This window comes from Ezakiella sp., assembly GCF_034180565.1.
In the GTDB taxonomy this organism is placed as follows: Bacteria; Bacillota; Clostridia; order Tissierellales; family Peptoniphilaceae; genus Ezakiella.
This window is the reverse complement of record NZ_JAXFOB010000008.1, coordinates 42,512-59,123: the sequence shown is the minus strand read 5'-3', so window position 1 is coordinate 59,123 and position 16,612 is coordinate 42,512. Positions and strand designations below refer to the sequence as shown.

Below are 16,612 nucleotides of genomic sequence, written 5' to 3'. Positions count from 1 at the left end.
TTAGACTAAAATTTCAACCTTCGTTTTTTTCTTCAACTCTTCGACAACTTTCTTGTAGTGTTCAAGCTGTTTTTGTCTCATGAGTTCTTTCTTAGCTTCTTCTCTAACCATATCGTCATCAGGCTTTTGAACAGAGTTGATTTTGTTGAGTTTAATTACGTGATATCCGAATTCTGTCTTTACAGGTTTTGAAATTTCGCCTTCTTTCATATTGAAAACGGCGTCTTCAAATTCCTTGACCATTTGACCCTTTGTGAAATCGCCCAAGTTTCCACCGTTTTCTTTTGAAGGACATGTGGACATTTCTTTTGCAACTTCTTCGAATGATTTTTCTTCGAGCTTTTTGATTGCTTCGTTTGCTTCTTCTTCTGTTTTAACCAAGATGTGTGAAGCATTGACAAAAGGTCTGTCGAAATCGCTCTTGTGTTCTTCTACAAACTTGTCAATTTCTTCTTTTGAAGGTTCAGCTGCTTCGTTTATAACCTTTTGATAAGCATAACTCTTTAACAAATTGTTCTTTGTCATTTCAAGAGTTTTTGTAAAATCTTCGTCGTTTTCATAATTCTTTTCTTTTGCAAGATTTAGCATCAATTCTTGATTTACAAGTTCTTCGAGAATTGTTTTAAATCCGTCCGGTTGGTTCATGAAATGTCTAACGATGCCTTGGTCGATTGATTGCAAAAATAACGCGAAATCGCTATTTTTGATTTCCTTATCTCCAACTTTTGCTATTACAATGTCTTGTGTTTCTTGTTTTTCTGTCATTACTTATCTCCTTTTTTTATTTCAAATTTTATTTCCTTGTCGTTTAATTTTGTGGCTTCCAAATTGTCCAAATTTTCAAATGAAACATCTATTGCAAGTGTTTCGTATTTGATTGTTTCCATATATGTTTCGAGGGCTTTTTTGACCTCGTCGTCACATTCCACTTTGATTTCAATTCTGTCCGAAACATCCAAGTCCAAATTCTTTCTTTCTTGTTGAATCTTTGAAACGAATTCACGCATATAACCTTCGTCTAAAAGTTCTTTTGTTAGATGAGTATTTAAAAGCACATATAAATCGTTTTCAAGTTGAACGTCATATCCTTCTTTTGCATCAACTCTGATTTCTACGAATTCTTTGTCGATTTTATAGTCCGTTCCGTCAAGCGAAATGTTCATCGTGTTTGTTTCGATTTCTTTGACAAATTCATGTTTATTGACTTCTTTCAAATATTTAGCAAATTTTGAAATGTCTTTACTCATAACAGGACCGGCAACTTTAAAGTTCGGCTTCAAATCGAAAATCATAAATTCGCTGACATCGGATTCATAGTCGATTTCTTTGATATTTAGTTCTTCTTTTATCAGTGAATCCAAATCCCCGATAATTTCTTTGTATTTGTTGTCGACAACGATTGATTCAAGCGGTTGTCTAACTTTGATATTTACCTTTTCTCTTGCTGATCTTCCGAGAGATACGATATTTCTTACCAAGTCGATTTTTTCTTCGAGTTCAGTGTCGATAAGCTTTTCGTCATATTCCGGATAATCCTCCAAGTGAACGCTCTTCTTGTCGGTCAATTTTTGGAAGAGTTCTTCCGCAATAAACGGAGTTATCGGAGCAACGAGTTTCGAGAGACCGAGTAAAATTTCATAAGTGGTTCTGAATGCTGCGTCTTTTGAATCCCCTTCTTCTCCCCAGAATCTTCTTCTGCTTCGTCTGATATACCAGTTCGAAAGGTCTTCGACGATGAAGTCGATTATAGCCTTTGAAATCTTTGTGAGTTCAAATTCCTTTATATTTTTTTCTACAAGTTTAATTAAACTGTTGTATCTCGAGATGATCCACTTGTCTAGCTCGTCACGTCTTTCGACCGGAATTTCGATTTCTTCCGGATTTTTATTTTCACTTTCAACATAGAGTGAGAAGAATGTGTAAATATTCCTTAGAGTTCTTATATATTTCGATTCAACTTCTTTAAGTCCGTCTTCGTCAAACTTTGTCGGAAGCCAAGGAACACTTACGTAGATTACATAGAATCTTGCAACGTCGGCGCCATATTTTTCAAAGATTTCAAACGGGTCAACCGTATTTCCCTTTGACTTACTCATCTTTTTGCCGTTTTTATCGAGCACCAAATCGTTTACAAGTACATTTTTGTAAGGCGCCTTTCCAGTCATATATGTTGAAATTGCAAGGAGACTGTAGAACCATCCTCTGGTTTGGTCAATCCCTTCGCAAATAAAATCTGCAGGGAAATATTCATCCAAATCGTCCTTGTGCTCAAACGGATAGTGAAGTTGTGCAAAAGGCATTGCACCCGAGTCGAACCAAACGTCGATAACGTCGGTATAACGGGTCATCTTGCCGCCGCATTTTTCACATTTTATGTGACAGTCGTCAACATACGGTCTGTGAAGCTCGATGCTTTCATCGATTTCTTCAATGGACCTTTCAACAAGTTCTTTTCTGCTGCCGACACTCGTGATTTCGCCGCATTCTTCGCATTTCCAAATCGGAAGCGGAGTGCCCCAATATCTGTTTCTCGATAGTGCCCAATCGTTTAAATTTTCAAGCCAGTTTCCAAAGCGCTTTTGTCCCACAAAATCAGGGAACCATTTCACGCCGTTGTTGTTTTCAATAAGCTTGTCTTTAAACGCAGTTACATTTATATACCATGACGGCTTTGCATAGTAAATTAAAGGTGTGTGACATCTCCAACAGTGTGGATAATTGTGTTCAACCTTTTGTTTTTTAACGATTTTATGCTCTTCTTTTAAATAGTCAAGAATTTTAGGGTCCGCATCAAAAACAAACATGCCGTCCCAGAATCCTGTGCTATATTTTCCTTCGTCATTTACAGGATTTAAAACCGGCAAATCATATTTTTTCCCGACTTGATAGTCGTCTTCACCGAATGCCGGTGCGATGTGAACAATACCTGTACCGTCGGTAGTTGTAACATAGTCGGCAAGAACCAAATAAAAAGCTTTTTTGTCCGGTTTAAGCATCGGAATCAATTGTTCGTACTCGATTTTTTCTAGACTTGTACCGTCAACCGTTTCGACGATTTCATAATCCTCCGTAACATCTTTCATAACTGAAGATACAAGAGATTCTGCCATCCACCAATCTTCGCCTGTTTCGTTCAAATGAAGTTTGACATACGAAACTTCCGGATGCACAGCGAGTGCAACGTTTGACGGAAGTGTCCAAGGAGTTGTGGTCCATGCAATGAAATATTCATTGTTTTTGTCCGCTCTTTTGAATTTAACATAGCAAGTTACGGTTTTGATATTTTCATAACCTTGTGCAACTTCGTGCGATGCAAGTCCCGTTCCGCATCTCGGACAGTACGGAAGAATTTTGTGACCTTCATACAAAAGTCCGTCTTTAAACATTTTGTTTAAAATATTCCATACTGATTCTACATAATCATTGTGGAAAGTTACATACGGATTGTCGAGGTCAATTTCATAACCCATTCTTTCCGTCATTTTTCTCCAAAGAGATTCATATTGGAAAACGGAATCTCTGCATTCTTCGTTAAACTTCTTAACACCGTATGCTTCAATGTCCTTCTTGTTGTGAAGTCCCAATTTCTTTTCAACTTCAATTTCAACAGGAAGTCCATGTGTGTCCCAACCTGCTTTTCTTTGAACGTGTTTTCCCTTCATAATGTTGTATCTGCAGGTTAAATCCTTTAATGTTCTACTTACAACATGGTGAATGCCCGGTTTGCCGTTTGCAGTCGGCGGGCCTTCAAAAAACACAAACTTTTCATTGCCTTCTCTTATTTTTTCAGACTCATGCAATAAATCGATTTTATTCCAATAATCTATTATTTTGAGTTCACGCTCATTGACCGATGAATTATCTAATGGTCCAAATTTGGTCATTTTTACCTCCTAACAAAAAATCCCTCAATTATTATAAAAATAATCGAGGGACGAATTTACATATCCGCGGTACCACCTTCGCTTGCGAATGCCACTTTAAGTAATTAACGCTTAACTGACGCCCATTTCGGGAAAAACGAAGCTGATACCGACAAATTGAATTTTGCAACCTCTCACCGTACGTTGCTCGCTAAAAAAATTCCTTATCTGTCGCGGTCTTCTTCCTTTATTTTATACTATTATAAACTTTTTGTCAACAACTCAAGCTCTTTTCTGAGCTCGAATAATTTTGAATCTTCTATTTCAACATCGTCATATTTTATTGGTTCGCCTTTTTTTATTGCACGCAAAACTTTAACATTTTCCGACGCCAATCCGTACGGCATATAATTCATCTCTCTCGATGTAGAATAGGTCATAATTTTTCCGTAAACGGTCTTTCCTCCCGGACCGTCCAATAAATCGCCCGGTTTCAAATCCCTTTTTGCGATTGCAACTGTGTCCGCGACCGGTTTTAAAGGAATCGGGCAAATTGTCGGAAGATTAAAGAAATAAGCTTGAAGAATTGTGACCGGCACTTCGATACTCGTCAAATGAAACGGTCTATATAAAACATAATTCGGACCGTCCCCCACTTTTAAAAATCGCATCTCGTGGTCTATAAAATCGTTCGGCGCCTTAACAAGTACAAAAACGCCCGGCGCAATTCCCATAACATATTCACAAAAATTATATGAATCGAGAACGCCGCCTTCGGACTTCAGTTTTAAATTTTTGTCGAGATTTTTTATATCGGAAACAATTCCGTGGCAACCCGGCACATCCGGTTTAAACCCTGTGGCGTTGCACATGAGAGTGAGTTCTTCCATCGTCTTTGAGCCGTCGACAAATGAAGCAAGCATATAAGGTCTTATGCCCTTTTCATTTGCTTCCATCTCAACTGTTTCGTAATTTGCTTCGTAATCGAGCGGATTATTTTTGCCCTTGCCGATTGCAAGCACTTCAAAACCCAAAAGTTTTGCAAAGTCATAAAGCTCTTTTACAGTTCCGGGTTCGTCACCTGCAATTCCGGTGTAGGTGACGTTTTTCTCTCTCGCTTTTTCGGCGAGTAATGAGCCGACCACAACGTCGCACTCCACATTTAGACTAACTATATGTTTCCCGTGTTTAATTGCTTCAAAAGCGATTTTAGCGCCTTCGTACGGGTCGCCGGTCGCATCGACAAAAACATCTATATCTTTGAGCCCGAAAAAATTGTAAAGATCGTTCATTATATAGAAATTATCGGAGCCATTGTCGTATTCCGTAGGCGAATCAATATATTTTATCTTGGGTTCCGAAACGCCCATTTTAATATACACATCTTTGGTTTTATCGTTGTTCCTAGAATAGCAGATATTGCACTTAAATCCGTCTATTAAATTTAGCTGACTTATAAGCGAAGAGCCCATAAAACCGGCACCTACTACCGCCACATTTATAAACTTTCCGTCCTTATATAGTTCGTTTAATTTATGATATAGTATCTGCATATTTTCTCCTTAAAAATTCACACACTCTGATTGCAGAAATAAGTGCGAATGTGATATTATAGCCACCGCAATCGCCATAAATGTCCAAATATTCACCGACCATAAATAAATTTTTTATAAATTTTGATTGAAAATTTATATCCAAATCCGAAGAATCGATACCACCGACGGTCACTTGACTTTGTTTCCACGAACCGCCCGACAAAACATTTACATTGAAATTCTTTATGAGTCTCGAAATGTTTTTAAAATCGGATTCGGTGAGTTCATTTAAATCTTTATTCATATCTAGATTTAAAATCTTTAAAATAACATTTCCAAGCTTCTTGTGAACAATTCCATTTAAAAGCCATGAGACTTTTCTGTTTGGAAAATTGGTCTTACGTTCATTTAACATATCCATCAAATCGGCTTCGGAAATGTTTGGAATAAAATCTAGAACTACAGATTTTATTTTTTTATCTAAAATTATTGACGACGATTCAAATACAGTGTTTCCGCTGATTCCATTCTCTGTAAAAAGGATATCGCCGGCGTATGAATATTTATTTTTGTTAAAATCAAACGACAATTCGCCGTCAACTTTAACACCTTTTAACTCTTTTAAAAAAGGAATGTCCGAAATCAAACTCGTGATGCCCGGAACAATCCTTGTTTTTCTGTGTTTCAAATTGGTTGCAAGCTTATAGCTCGTGCCGTCAGTTCCAAATTGTGGATAACTCATCGAGCCAGGCGCCAAGATACAAATATCAAATGGATAAGAGTAGTCATAATTAATAATAAATTTATTATTTTTTACTGCGATATCCTTGACATCTGTGTCCAATTTAATCGAAATATTTTTTTCCGAAACCGCAGAAAGATAAGCATCCACAACGCTGTTTGCTTGAAGACTCATTGGATACTTTCTTCCCCTCTCATCTGTTGTGGAAACAATTCCGATAGATTTTAAAAATTTTTCTCCTGCTCTTAAATCGGCGGACTTTATAAACTCATCTAAAAATTTATCATTTCCATGAAAATTTTCGCGCGTCATAACCTCATTTGAAAAATTGCACCTGCCGTTTCCGGTAACCAAAAGTTTTTTTAATATGCGGTTGTTTTTTTCAAAAACTGTTACATCAAAAAAATCGGCAAGCAAAATAGAAAGAGTAATACCGCTTACTCCTCCTCCAACAATTGCAACTTTCATTATTCTTCTTCAGTTGCTGTCATTTGCTCAACTTGTGCAGCGGTATTTAATGCGTCAATCATTTCGTCCAATTCGCCGTCGAGAAATTCTTGCAACTTATAAATCGTTTTGTTGATTCTGTGGTCGGTAACCCTTCCTTGTGGGAAATTGTATGTTCTAATTCTTTCAGAACGGTCTCCACTTCCAACTTGACTTCTTTTTTCAGCAGCAAGTTTTTCTTGTTGTTCTCTTAACATCATTTCATAGAGCCTTGTCTTCAAAACTTTTATAGCCTTGTCCTTGTTTTTTAATTGGCTCTTTTCGTCTTGACAAGCGACGACAAGTCCTGTCGGAATATGTGTAACTCTAACAGCGGAGTCGGTTGTGTTGACGGATTGTCCACCGTGTCCGCTCGAGCGATAAACGTCAATCTTTAAATCTTTTTCTTCGATATTTACTTCGACGTCTTTTGCTTCAGGCATGACTGAAACAGTTGCGGCTGAAGTGTGAATTCTTCCGCCAGATTCTGTTTCCGGGACACGTTGAACTCTGTGAACGCCCGATTCATATTTGAGCCTTGAATATGCGCCTCTACCATTTATCATAAAAATAGCTTCTTTAAATCCGCCGATTCCAATTTCATTTGTACTCATAATGTCAATTGACCATCTTTGTCTTTCGGCATATCTTGTGTACATTCTATATAAATCTCCGGCAAAAAGTGCAGCTTCGTCGCCACCGGTACCGGCTCTTAATTCAACGATAACATTTCTTTCGTCGTTAGGGTCCTTAGGAATTAAAAGAGTTTTAATTTCGAGCTCGGTCTTTTCGAGTTCTTCCTCTAAGGTTTTGTGTTCCTCTTTCGCCATTTCTTTAAGTTCATCGTCAAGATCGTCCTGCAACAACTCCTTGTTTGCTTCGAAATCAGAGAGTAAAGACTCATATTGCACAACCTTGTTATAAATCTCGCTTAAACTTGAATGCTCAATCATCGTTTCCTGATACTTTTCCATATCATTTAAAAGATTAGGGTCCATAATGAGATCATTTAATTCTTTGTATTTCTTTTTTATACTTTCAAGTTGTTTATTATTGATCATTTTTTTCACTCCCTTCAATAACAAGAAATCTATCCATACTTTGAAAATCTTTCAAAAATTTATAATTTAAATTTCTATCTCTATTCTTTAAGTAATTAATAATTTCATCTTTGTGAGTTTCGTCTATCTCCATTATAACCAAAAATTGAGATTCTACAAAATTTATAAACTCATCTAAAAATCTTTTTATAATATATAATCCATCATCATCTGCAAAAATTGCTGTGTCCGGCTCAAAAATTTTAACCTCGTTCGATAAAGCGCTTTTTCTTTCTCGGGGCACATACGGCGGATTAATTGTGATTAAATCAAATTGACCCTTAATATTTTCAAATAAATCGCTTTGAATTAAATGGACATTCGAATTTAGATTTTTTGCGTTCATCTCTGCAACTTGAAGCGCATCTTTTGAAATATCGGAAGCATAAGTATCACTTCCCAAAATTTTTTCAAGTGTAATTGCAATGACACCGCTACCCGTGCATAAATCCAAAATCCTTTTTGGTCTTTGATTTTCGGCGTAATATCTTTCGATGAAATCAATCATAAGCTCGGTTTCCTGTCTTGGAACCAAAACTCTTTCATCGACAAAAAACTTTCTGTCGTAAAACTCTTTGAACCCCACAATATAGTTGTAAGGAACGCCTTTGAGCCTCTTTTCAATAGCTTTTTTATATCTTGAAAAATCTTCGTCAGTCAAATTATATTCCGACATCAAAAAAATATCGGATTTTTTAAAGCCGAATAAATCTTCGATAAACATCATGGCTTCATTTTCGCCATTGTCCATGCCGTTTAAATTCTTTTGTCCGTATGCAAGCAAATCAGATAATTTCATATCGCAGTATTAAAATAAAAAGGCTGCGTAAAGCTGCAGCCGTTGTATTTGTCTTTCTTGTCGTCCTTCTTTTTAAACTTTTCAACTCTTCCGCCACGTTCAGCAAATTTTTGCTTACCGGTAAAGAACGGATGGCATTCAGAACAAACTTCAACCTTTAGTTCATCTCTTGTTGATGCAGATTGGAAAGTATTTCCGCATGCGCAAGTTACAGTTACTTCCTTAAATTCAGGATGAATTCCCTTTTTCATTGATTTCACCTCTCTTCACTCTTAACCTGATTATTTTATCATAAATATATACAACTTGTCAAGTATTATTTTGCATATTCCGGCTTTTTATCTAAATGATGAACAGCCTTTATAAATCTTACAGTTCCAGTTTCTTGACGAAGCACCAAAGTTTCAGTAGTTGCAACGTTTTTACTTATAAAGTTAACTCCGTCTAAAAGTTCGCCATGGCTTACGCCCGTTGCAGCAAATGCGGATTCATTTCCTTGAACGAGATCGTCTATTGTGTAAACCTTGTCGCATTCAACACCCATTCTTTCGCATCTTGCTTTTTCTTCGTCATCTTTCGGCAAAAGAATTCCTTCAAATTGTCCGCCGAGACATTTTAGAGCAACAGCTGCAAGGACACCTTCCGGAGCTCCGCCCGAGCCAATCAAAATATCTCCGCTTACATGGTCAAAACAGGTTGCAATCGCACCCAAAACGTCGCCGTCTTGAATAAATCTGATTCTTGCACCCATTTTTCTGATTCTTTTTGCGTAGTCGTCGTGTCTCGGTCTGTCGAGCATGACGACTGTAATGTCGGACATATCTTTGTTTAGCGCCTTTGAAAGTGCGACGAGATTGTCTTCAATCGGCTTTTCGATCGAAACAACTCCCTTGCCTTTTGGACCAACTGCCAATTTGTTCATATACATGTCCGGTGCATTTAAAAGATGTCCTTCCGGCGCAACAGCTAATACTGCGATTGCACCAGTTCCACCCTTTGCAACGGCATTTGTTCCGTCAAGAGGATCGACTGCGATGTCAATCTTCGGTGAATCCTCATGTCTTTGACCGATTTTTTCTCCGATATAAAGCATTGGAGCTTCGTCAATTTCACCTTCACCTATAACAACCGTTCCTGAAATGTCGATTGTGTCGAACATTTTTCTCATTGAATCAACTGCAGCTTGGTCTGCAGCATTTTTATCTCCGCGTCCGAGCCACTTTGCACCGTTAAGTGCAGCGGCTTCGGTAACGCGTGCTAAATTTAAAACTAAATTTCTATCCATTAATTGCCTGACTTTCTTTGATAACTTTCCCAATCTTTTTTAAATGCATCAATTCCCTTGTCTGTCAAAGGATGTTTGAGCATTTGATTATATACTTTATACGGAATTGTTGCGATGTCGCTTCCTGCAAGAGCAGCTTCTTTGACGTGTGAAACTGTTCTTATAGAAGCAGCAATAACTTCGGTTTCAACTCCATAGTTGTAGAAAACTTTCATAATATCTTTTATAAGAGTCATTCCGTCATAACCGATATCATCAATTCTTCCGATAAACGGGCTAACATAACTTGCGCCTGCGCTTGCAGCAAGAATTGCTTGATTTACAGAGAATATCAAAGTGCAGTTTGTCTTGATATTTTCTTTGTGAAGAATTGAAATTGCTTCCAAGCCTTCTTTGGTCATAGGAATCTTGATTATAATATTTTCGTGAATTTTTGCAAGTTCGCGTGCTTCAGTAACCATGCCTTCGGTTTCGTATGACGTTACTTCAGCGCTTATCGGTCCATCTACAAGACCTGTGATTTCAGTTACGACGTCTTTAAAATCGCGTCCTTCTTTTGCGATGAGTGACGGATTTGTCGTTACTCCTGATAAAACGCCCCATTTTGCAACTTCTTTAATTTCGTCGATATTTGCTGTATCAATAAATAACTTCATAATATCTCCTATAAATTCATTGTGGCGATTTTTACATAGCCGTCATGCATTACGAAGTTGTCTTCGAGTTTCCATTCACCCTTGTGGAATGTCATATTGTACATTTGTTCGAAGTAATACATGATTATGCCCATATCTTCATAGTAGAGCTTTCCATTTACTTCTTTCAAATATAAGACAACTTGATTTTGTCTGATAACAAATCTCCAGCTTTGTGTATTGAGTGTGCTGGGAGCGAATCTTGCATAATAAAATACATCGTCCAATCCGAGTTTTTCGAGCTCTTCAATGCTCATTGAATTGCCGATTTCTTCATTGAAAACAATTTCTTCAACCGGCAATCTTTCCGATTTTTCTTCTTGAACAAACGGGTTCTTCGGTTTCGGATAGCCCACAGCTAAAATAAGATTTACATCCTTGTTTTGGAAAGCCTTCTCCTTTATTGATTCAGAAGTACTGAAAAGTCCAATCCAACAGCTGCCGAGTCCTTCTTTTCCAAGAAGACTGATAACATCTTCGGCTTTGTACATGCCGACAACTTTGTCCTTGTTTGAATCCCCTTTGAATGTGACTGTAATATATGCAGGAGCTTCAATCATAACTCCGTTGTAGCCCGCATGTCCGTTTAAAGCTTCAAAAACATCTTTACCGTTTTCGTAAAGTTTGAAACTTACACTTTCATTATCCATGAGATTGAAAACTTGCTCAAGTCTTGATAATGAATCCTTGTTGATCTTCTTGCTTTTAAAGTGTCTGTCACTTTTTCTGGATGTTAAAAAATTACTTACTAGCATAAAATCCCTCCCAAATATATTATAACAAATTGATAAAGAAAAATCTATTCATTTGAATCTAAAATAATAGTAACGGGTCCGTTATTATTAAATTCTATATCCATCATCGCTCCGAAAGAGCCTGTCTTGACGTCGAGCCCTGTGGATTTGAGCTTTTCGACAACTGTTTCGTAGAACTCTTTTCCCTTTTCATAGCCCGCACTTCTGTCAAAACTTGGTCGGTTTCCCTTTCTGCATCTGGCATATAGGGTAAATTGGCTCACGACAAAGAGGCTCGCACCAACGTTAAGCGCCGAAAGATTGAGCTTGTCTTCGTCATCTTTAAAAATTCGAAGCTTCGGAATTTTCTTTACAATATAATCCACATCGTCTTTTGTATCGTCGTCTTTTACTCCGAGTAAAACGAGTAAAGTCCTGTCTTTTGTTTCATTATAAACTTCGCCTTCAATCGAAAGCTTAACCCCGTCTGTAACCTGTATAAGCGCAATCATCAGTTTATTCTCCTGTAAGCATTTAGAACCGACGGAATTTGTCCCAAATCTTTTATAATTTTATTAAGTTCCTGTTTGTTTGGAACTTTAACTGTCATAGAAATTGTTGCTAAATTGCTGTCGTCAATCTTTGCATTTAAATTTATAAGAGAAGATTTTTGCTCTCTCATATAACCGGCAACTTCACTTATAAGACCGACTCTGTCGACCGCGCGAATCTCGATGTCCGAAACAAATGCGTCGCTTATATTTGAAGACCAACGCACATTTATCTGTCCGAGTCTTTCTTTTAATGAAACTGTGTTCGGACAATCCTTTCTGTGAATCGTAACGCCGTGACCTTTCGTGACAAAACCTACAATTTCATCTCCCGGAAGCGGATTGCAGCATCTGCTGAAACGAACTTTCAGTCCCGGCAAATCGTCAACAATAACGGAGCTCGGCGAATCCGAAACAATGTCTGTTGCAGGCTTTATGAAATTGCCCTCGTCGTCTTTTATTGCAACGCTCTCGATAAGCGATTTTATTTTGTTTACTGCAACATTAAGTTTCAAGGAGCCATATCCTATTTGTTGATATAGGTCGTCGATTTCACTGAGTGAAAAATACGATGAAAGAGCTTCCATATTTTCTTTTGAGAACGCATCCTCAGGTCTTATATTTAGCCTTTTCAGTTCAGAGGTCAAAAGTTCCCTTCCAACCGCAATATTTTCTTCCTTGTCTATGCTTCTGTACCAGGATTTAATTTTATTTTTTGCTCTTGAGCTCTTAACGAACTTGAGCCAATCCCTGGACGGACCGCAAATATTTTTCGAAGTTGTTATTTCAACAATGTCTCCGTTTTGAAGTTCATAGTTTAGCGGTACAATCTTGCCGTTTACTTTCGCTCCGATCGTTCTGTTTCCAACGTCTGTGTGAACTCTGTATGCAAAGTCGACCGGAGTTGAACCCATCGGCAAATCGACAACGTCGCCTCTTGGAGTCAAAATGAAAACCTCGTCGTTAAAGAAGTCGACCTTTAGCGTGTCTATGAAATCCTTAGGGTCTGCAAGGTCAGCCTGCCATTCCATAAGCTGTTGCAGCCATTTAAGATTTTGCGACAGATTTGCCTTGCCCTTCTTTTCCTTGTACATCCAGTGCGCAGCAATACCGTATTCGGAAGTCTTGTGCATTTCCCAAGTTCTTATTTGAACCTCGAAAATCTCGCCTTCGTTTGTTATGACAGTCGTATGGAGCGATTGATACATATTCGGCTTCGGCATTGCGATATAGTCCTTAAATCTTCCCGGCACCGGTTTCCACGATGCGTGAACAACTCCAAGAGCTGCATAGCAGTCGTTTACCGTGTCCACAATAATTCTTACTGCCGTAAGGTCATAGATCGAATCAAAACTCTTGTTTTGGTCCTTCATCTTTTTATAAATCGAATAAAAACTCTTAGGCCTTCCCTCGATGGAAAAATTTATATTCGCCTCAGTGAGCTTCTCTGAAAGTTTTTCAATGATTTTATTTAAATCTTCTTCACGTTCTTTTCTCTTTTTATTTACCTTATCAACCAAATCATAGTAAGCATTAGGCTCTAAATGTCGGAGACAAAGGTCCTCAAGCTCCCATTTAATTTTAGAAATACCGAGTCTGTGTGCAAGAGGCGCATAAATATCCAAAGTTTCCCTGGCGATTCTGTATCTCTTTTCGTCGGTCATATATTCAAGCGTTCGAAGATTGTGTAGACGGTCGGAGAGTTTAACAATGACAACTCGGATGTCCTTACTCATTGCAAGAACCATTTTTCTAATGTTTTCCGCCTGTGCTTCGTCAGCTTTTTTATAGTTTAAATTTTTGATTTTTGTGACACCTTCGACAATATCTGCAATGTTTTCGCCAAACATCTCCTTTATATCGTCGTATGTGTACTTCGTGTCCTCAATAACGTCGTGTAAAAGCCCGGCGCAAATCGTCTGCGAATCCATATTGAGCTCCGCTAAAATCTTTGCAACTGCGACCGGATGTATAATATAAGGCTCTCCGCTTTTTCTGAGCTGCCCTTCGTGCGCTTCTTTTGCGAGATTAAACGCCTTTGTTATAAGCTCGACATCGGCATCGGGATTATATTTTAAAATATACGCTAATAAATCTTCCAGCATACCATCACCTCTTGTACCTATAGTTTGTTATGATTATTTGTGCCTCCTTATTACCTCTAAACTCATTCAGTTGTGGGTAATAAACGATATCCATATAAAGTCCGTTTTGTATTGATTCATAAATATCTGAATTAAATTCCTCTTTGAATCTTTTAAGAAATGCGTCTTCGGTTTCAAACAAAATCGCCGAAACAACTCTGTTTGAACTTGAAACAAGAGATAGTTTAATAACATTTTTATTTTTTCCCAATACATTAAAACCTATAAATTTCAAATTGTTGTCCGCAAATTTCGGCTCCTCATTTGCCTTGCCGAACGGTTTGAACGAATTCAGCATATCGAGAAACCTTAAATCCACCATTTCAAGTGGGAAAATTGCATCTATATAAACCTTTTTTACAAAGTCACTTTCATATTTATTTGCGGATTCGATGAGTTTGTTTTTAAATTCATCCATCTTGTCCTTTTCGATTGAAAGACCGCACGCCATCTTGTGACCGCCGAATTTTGTGCATAAATCGCTGAACTCCGAAATCGAGCTGTAGATGTCAAACTCGTCAACGCTTCTTCCCGAGCCCTTAAGATTTTCTTCGCCGTCTGTAAGGACAATCGTCGGTCTGTAATACTTTTCCTTTATACGACCCGCAATAATCCCTGCGACGCTTTCGTGGATATTCCCAAGATATATTACCAGCGCACTCGGAAGATTGTTTGAATCTATTTTTTCAAGAGCGGATTTATAACCCGCTTCTGTATATGCTTTTCTCTCTTCGTTTAAATCATTTAACTCCGTTGCAATTTCAAGTGCTCTGTCCTCGTCTTCTGTGGTTAGTAATTCTATACCCAAATCGGCTGTTTTCAATCGACCGCTCGAATTGAACCTCGGTCCGATAATAAACCCTATGTGGTAGCTGTCCACTTTTTTTATGTCGACACTTGCAACATTTGTAATCGCTCTCAATCCTATATTCATTGTTTCCCTGTAATTAAGTAAACCGTGATACGCAATTATTCTGTTCTCATCCACAAGGTCCACAACGTCGCATATTGTTGCAATGCCCGCCAATGTGATAAGTTCTCTGTCGAGCTCGGGGTCATATTGTCCGAATTTCTTTAAAAGCAAAATAGCAACTTTGTATGCAATGCCTGCGCCGCAAAGAAGTTGGAACGGATAATTGCTGTCCGGTCTATGCGGATTTATCGCACCTATAGATTCCGGAATCATAAACTCCCCGTCTTCGACTTTCAGTTCGTGGTGGTCTGTGATAAATACATCTAGTCCCAATTCTTTTGCATATTCCAAAACGTCAAAGGCCTGTATTCCGTTGTCAACTGTTATAATTAGACTTACACCCTCGAGTTTAAGCTCGTCGACAATTCGCCTGTTGATTCCATATCCATCTGTCATTCTGTTTGGAATTTTATATGTAACTGAAATCCCAAGACGTTTAAAAGTTTTTAAAAGAATTGTTGTAGACATAATTCCGTCGACGTCATAGTCGCCGACAATCGCAACTGTTTCGTTGTTTTCTTTTAGAGTTATGAGTCGGTCGTAGAGGATATGAAAATCATTAAAGAGATTTGCATCATACATCGCTTCATATGGATTTAAAAAATATTTTTTCATATCGTCAATCTCTGTTATATCTCTGTTATAAAGAATGCGCAGCTTTGTGCGTTCCAAAAGATTTAAACTTCTGTCCGGCGATTGAGCGTTGTTCTTATTTCTTAAAAACCATTTCTCCAACATAATTCCTCCAATAAAAAAGTAGAATGAGTACTTATATACCATTCTACCATTTTATGGAAAAAAATTCCAGTCTTATATTGAATTATCTTCTCTTTTGTGCTACTTTTGCTTCGTCTCCACCGCTGAAAACATACCAGAAGTTTGGAGCGAGGAATACTGATGACCAGAAACCTGAAACCATACCGACGATTAAAGGTAGTGCCAAAACTTTAACAGCTTCAACTCCAACATAGTATAGAGTGAATACTGCAAGAAGTGTTGTTAAAGTTGTGAAGATAGATCTTCTTATAGTGTGGTTAACTGCAGAGTTGATAATATCTTCTTTTGAAGCTTTCGGTTGAAGCTTTCTTTCTTCTCTGATTCTGTCGAAGATAATGATTGTAGCGTTGATTGAATAACCAACAATTGTAAGAATTGCTGCAATAAGGCTTGAATTTACAGGGAAACTGAAAATTGCATAGAAGCCTACTGTGATTAAAACGTCGTGAAGCAATGCGCAGATTGCTGCAACACCGAATAAAAATTCAAATCTGATTGTGATATAAACAAGCATCAAAGCTGAAGCAATCAAAATTGAAATAACAGCTTTTCTTTGAATTTCTTTACCCATTGTCGGTTCTGCAGAGTCTGATGAAATTGCAGTTCTGTCAATTGAAAGTTCTTTTTCAAGAGCGTATTTAATTTCCGTCATTTGTGTTGTGTCAAAGTCTTTTGTACTTTTTACAATGATGTCGGATTTGTTTTCTCCGCTGTATTGAATACCGATTGTGTTGTCATATTTATCAAAAATGCTTCTAATTTTTTGTTCTTCGATAAACTTAGGTGCTTGAATTGTTATAACAGTACCACCCGAGAAATCAATACCAAAATTGAATCCCTTGACAGCAGCAAAACAAATTCCGGCAATTATGAGAATGGCAGAAATTGCCATATAAATATATCTGTGTTTTACGAAATTCATTGTTAT

The 16,612-nt window shown here is 37.7% G+C and carries 14 protein-coding genes; all 14 read right to left on the bottom strand.

The features are described 5' to 3' along the window. The 14 genes from SPI61_RS01400 to secF all read right to left on the bottom strand — a co-directional run bounded on the left by SPI61_RS01400 (position 1) and on the right by secF (position 16,606). Positions 1–765 (bottom strand): peptidylprolyl isomerase, encoded by a 765-nt coding sequence (locus SPI61_RS01400; protein WP_321136359.1) that lies wholly within the window; start codon positions 763–765, stop codon positions 1–3. Beyond that, positions 765–3,884 carry an isoleucine--tRNA ligase gene (ileS, locus tag SPI61_RS01395; protein WP_321136358.1) on the bottom strand — a complete coding sequence of 1,040 codons (3,120 nt, stop codon included), beginning with the start codon at positions 3,882–3,884 and terminating at the stop codon, positions 765–767. The genes SPI61_RS01400 and ileS overlap by 1 nt, the downstream gene beginning before the upstream one ends. 239 nt (positions 3,885–4,123) lie before the next feature. Then, positions 4,124–5,416: an NAD(P)H-dependent oxidoreductase gene (locus tag SPI61_RS01390; protein ID WP_321136357.1), complete on the bottom strand. Its 1,293-nt coding sequence runs from the start codon at positions 5,414–5,416 to the stop codon at positions 4,124–4,126. Further along, positions 5,397–6,608 carry an aminoacetone oxidase family FAD-binding enzyme gene (locus SPI61_RS01385; RefSeq protein WP_321136356.1) on the bottom strand — a complete coding sequence of 404 codons (1,212 nt, stop codon included), beginning with the start codon at positions 6,606–6,608 and terminating at the stop codon, positions 5,397–5,399. Before SPI61_RS01385 ends, SPI61_RS01390 begins: the two co-directional genes overlap by 20 nt. After that, on the bottom strand, positions 6,608–7,687 hold the full coding sequence (prfA, locus tag SPI61_RS01380; protein ID WP_321136355.1) for a peptide chain release factor 1: 1,080 nt from the start codon (positions 7,685–7,687) through the stop codon (positions 6,608–6,610). Before prfA ends, SPI61_RS01385 begins: the two co-directional genes overlap by 1 nt. Beyond that, positions 7,677–8,525, bottom strand: coding sequence for a peptide chain release factor N(5)-glutamine methyltransferase (prmC, locus tag SPI61_RS01375; RefSeq protein WP_321136354.1), 849 nt, complete (start codon positions 8,523–8,525; stop codon positions 7,677–7,679). Before prmC ends, prfA begins: the two co-directional genes overlap by 11 nt. Beyond that, positions 8,522–8,776 (bottom strand): 50S ribosomal protein L31, encoded by a 255-nt coding sequence (gene rpmE / locus SPI61_RS01370; RefSeq protein ID WP_321136353.1) that lies wholly within the window; start codon positions 8,774–8,776, stop codon positions 8,522–8,524. The genes prmC and rpmE overlap by 4 nt, the downstream gene beginning before the upstream one ends. A gap of 65 nt (positions 8,777–8,841) precedes the next feature. Continuing rightward, positions 8,842–9,810, bottom strand: a complete 969-nt coding sequence (gene glpX, locus SPI61_RS01365; RefSeq protein WP_321136352.1) for a class II fructose-bisphosphatase — start codon at positions 9,808–9,810, stop codon at positions 8,842–8,844. After that, on the bottom strand, positions 9,810–10,466 hold the full coding sequence (gene fsa / locus SPI61_RS01360; protein WP_321136351.1) for a fructose-6-phosphate aldolase: 657 nt from the start codon (positions 10,464–10,466) through the stop codon (positions 9,810–9,812). Before fsa ends, glpX begins: the two co-directional genes overlap by 1 nt. An 8-nt stretch (positions 10,467–10,474) precedes the next feature. Then, the gene (locus tag SPI61_RS01355; RefSeq protein WP_321136350.1) at positions 10,475–11,260 is read right to left on the bottom strand and encodes a nitroreductase family protein; all 786 of its coding nucleotides are present in this window, start codon (positions 11,258–11,260) and stop codon (positions 10,475–10,477) included. 44 nt (positions 11,261–11,304) lie between these two features. Continuing rightward, positions 11,305–11,751 carry a D-aminoacyl-tRNA deacylase gene (gene dtd / locus SPI61_RS01350; RefSeq protein WP_321136349.1) on the bottom strand — a complete coding sequence of 149 codons (447 nt, stop codon included), beginning with the start codon at positions 11,749–11,751 and terminating at the stop codon, positions 11,305–11,307. Further along, positions 11,751–13,895: a bifunctional (p)ppGpp synthetase/guanosine-3',5'-bis(diphosphate) 3'-pyrophosphohydrolase gene (locus SPI61_RS01345; RefSeq protein ID WP_321136348.1), complete on the bottom strand. Its 2,145-nt coding sequence runs from the start codon at positions 13,893–13,895 to the stop codon at positions 11,751–11,753. Before SPI61_RS01345 ends, dtd begins: the two co-directional genes overlap by 1 nt. Before the next feature lie 4 nt (positions 13,896–13,899). Continuing rightward, complete coding sequence (gene recJ / locus SPI61_RS01340) at positions 13,900–15,645, bottom strand: single-stranded-DNA-specific exonuclease RecJ (protein ID WP_321136347.1); 1,746 nt, start codon at positions 15,643–15,645, stop codon at positions 13,900–13,902. 82 nt (positions 15,646–15,727) lie between these two features. After that, positions 15,728–16,606, bottom strand: a complete 879-nt coding sequence (gene secF / locus SPI61_RS01335; RefSeq protein WP_321136346.1) for a protein translocase subunit SecF — start codon at positions 16,604–16,606, stop codon at positions 15,728–15,730. Positions 16,607–16,612: the final 6 nt, after the last annotated feature.

Coding starts and splice junctions, on each gene's coding strand:
- rpmE (WP_321136353.1), bottom strand. CDS start 8,776: ATGAAAAAGGGAATTCATCCTGAATTTAAGGAAGTAACTGTAACTTGC.
- SPI61_RS01390 (WP_321136357.1), bottom strand. CDS start 5,416: ATGCAGATACTATATCATAAATTAAACGAACTATATAAGGACGGAAAG.
- prmC (WP_321136354.1), bottom strand. CDS start 8,525: ATGAAATTATCTGATTTGCTTGCATACGGACAAAAGAATTTAAACGGC.
- SPI61_RS01400 (WP_321136359.1), bottom strand. CDS start 765: ATGACAGAAAAACAAGAAACACAAGACATTGTAATAGCAAAAGTTGGA.
- prfA (WP_321136355.1), bottom strand. CDS start 7,687: ATGATCAATAATAAACAACTTGAAAGTATAAAAAAGAAATACAAAGAA.
- secF (WP_321136346.1), bottom strand. CDS start 16,606: ATGAATTTCGTAAAACACAGATATATTTATATGGCAATTTCTGCCATT.
- SPI61_RS01345 (WP_321136348.1), bottom strand. CDS start 13,895: ATGCTGGAAGATTTATTAGCGTATATTTTAAAATATAATCCCGATGCC.
- ileS (WP_321136358.1), bottom strand. CDS start 3,884: ATGACCAAATTTGGACCATTAGATAATTCATCGGTCAATGAGCGTGAA.
- glpX (WP_321136352.1), bottom strand. CDS start 9,810: ATGGATAGAAATTTAGTTTTAAATTTAGCACGCGTTACCGAAGCCGCT.
- fsa (WP_321136351.1), bottom strand. CDS start 10,466: ATGAAGTTATTTATTGATACAGCAAATATCGACGAAATTAAAGAAGTT.
- dtd (WP_321136349.1), bottom strand. CDS start 11,751: ATGATTGCGCTTATACAGGTTACAGACGGGGTTAAGCTTTCGATTGAA.
- SPI61_RS01385 (WP_321136356.1), bottom strand. CDS start 6,608: ATGAAAGTTGCAATTGTTGGAGGAGGAGTAAGCGGTATTACTCTTTCT.
- recJ (WP_321136347.1), bottom strand. CDS start 15,645: ATGTTGGAGAAATGGTTTTTAAGAAATAAGAACAACGCTCAATCGCCG.
- SPI61_RS01355 (WP_321136350.1), bottom strand. CDS start 11,260: ATGCTAGTAAGTAATTTTTTAACATCCAGAAAAAGTGACAGACACTTT.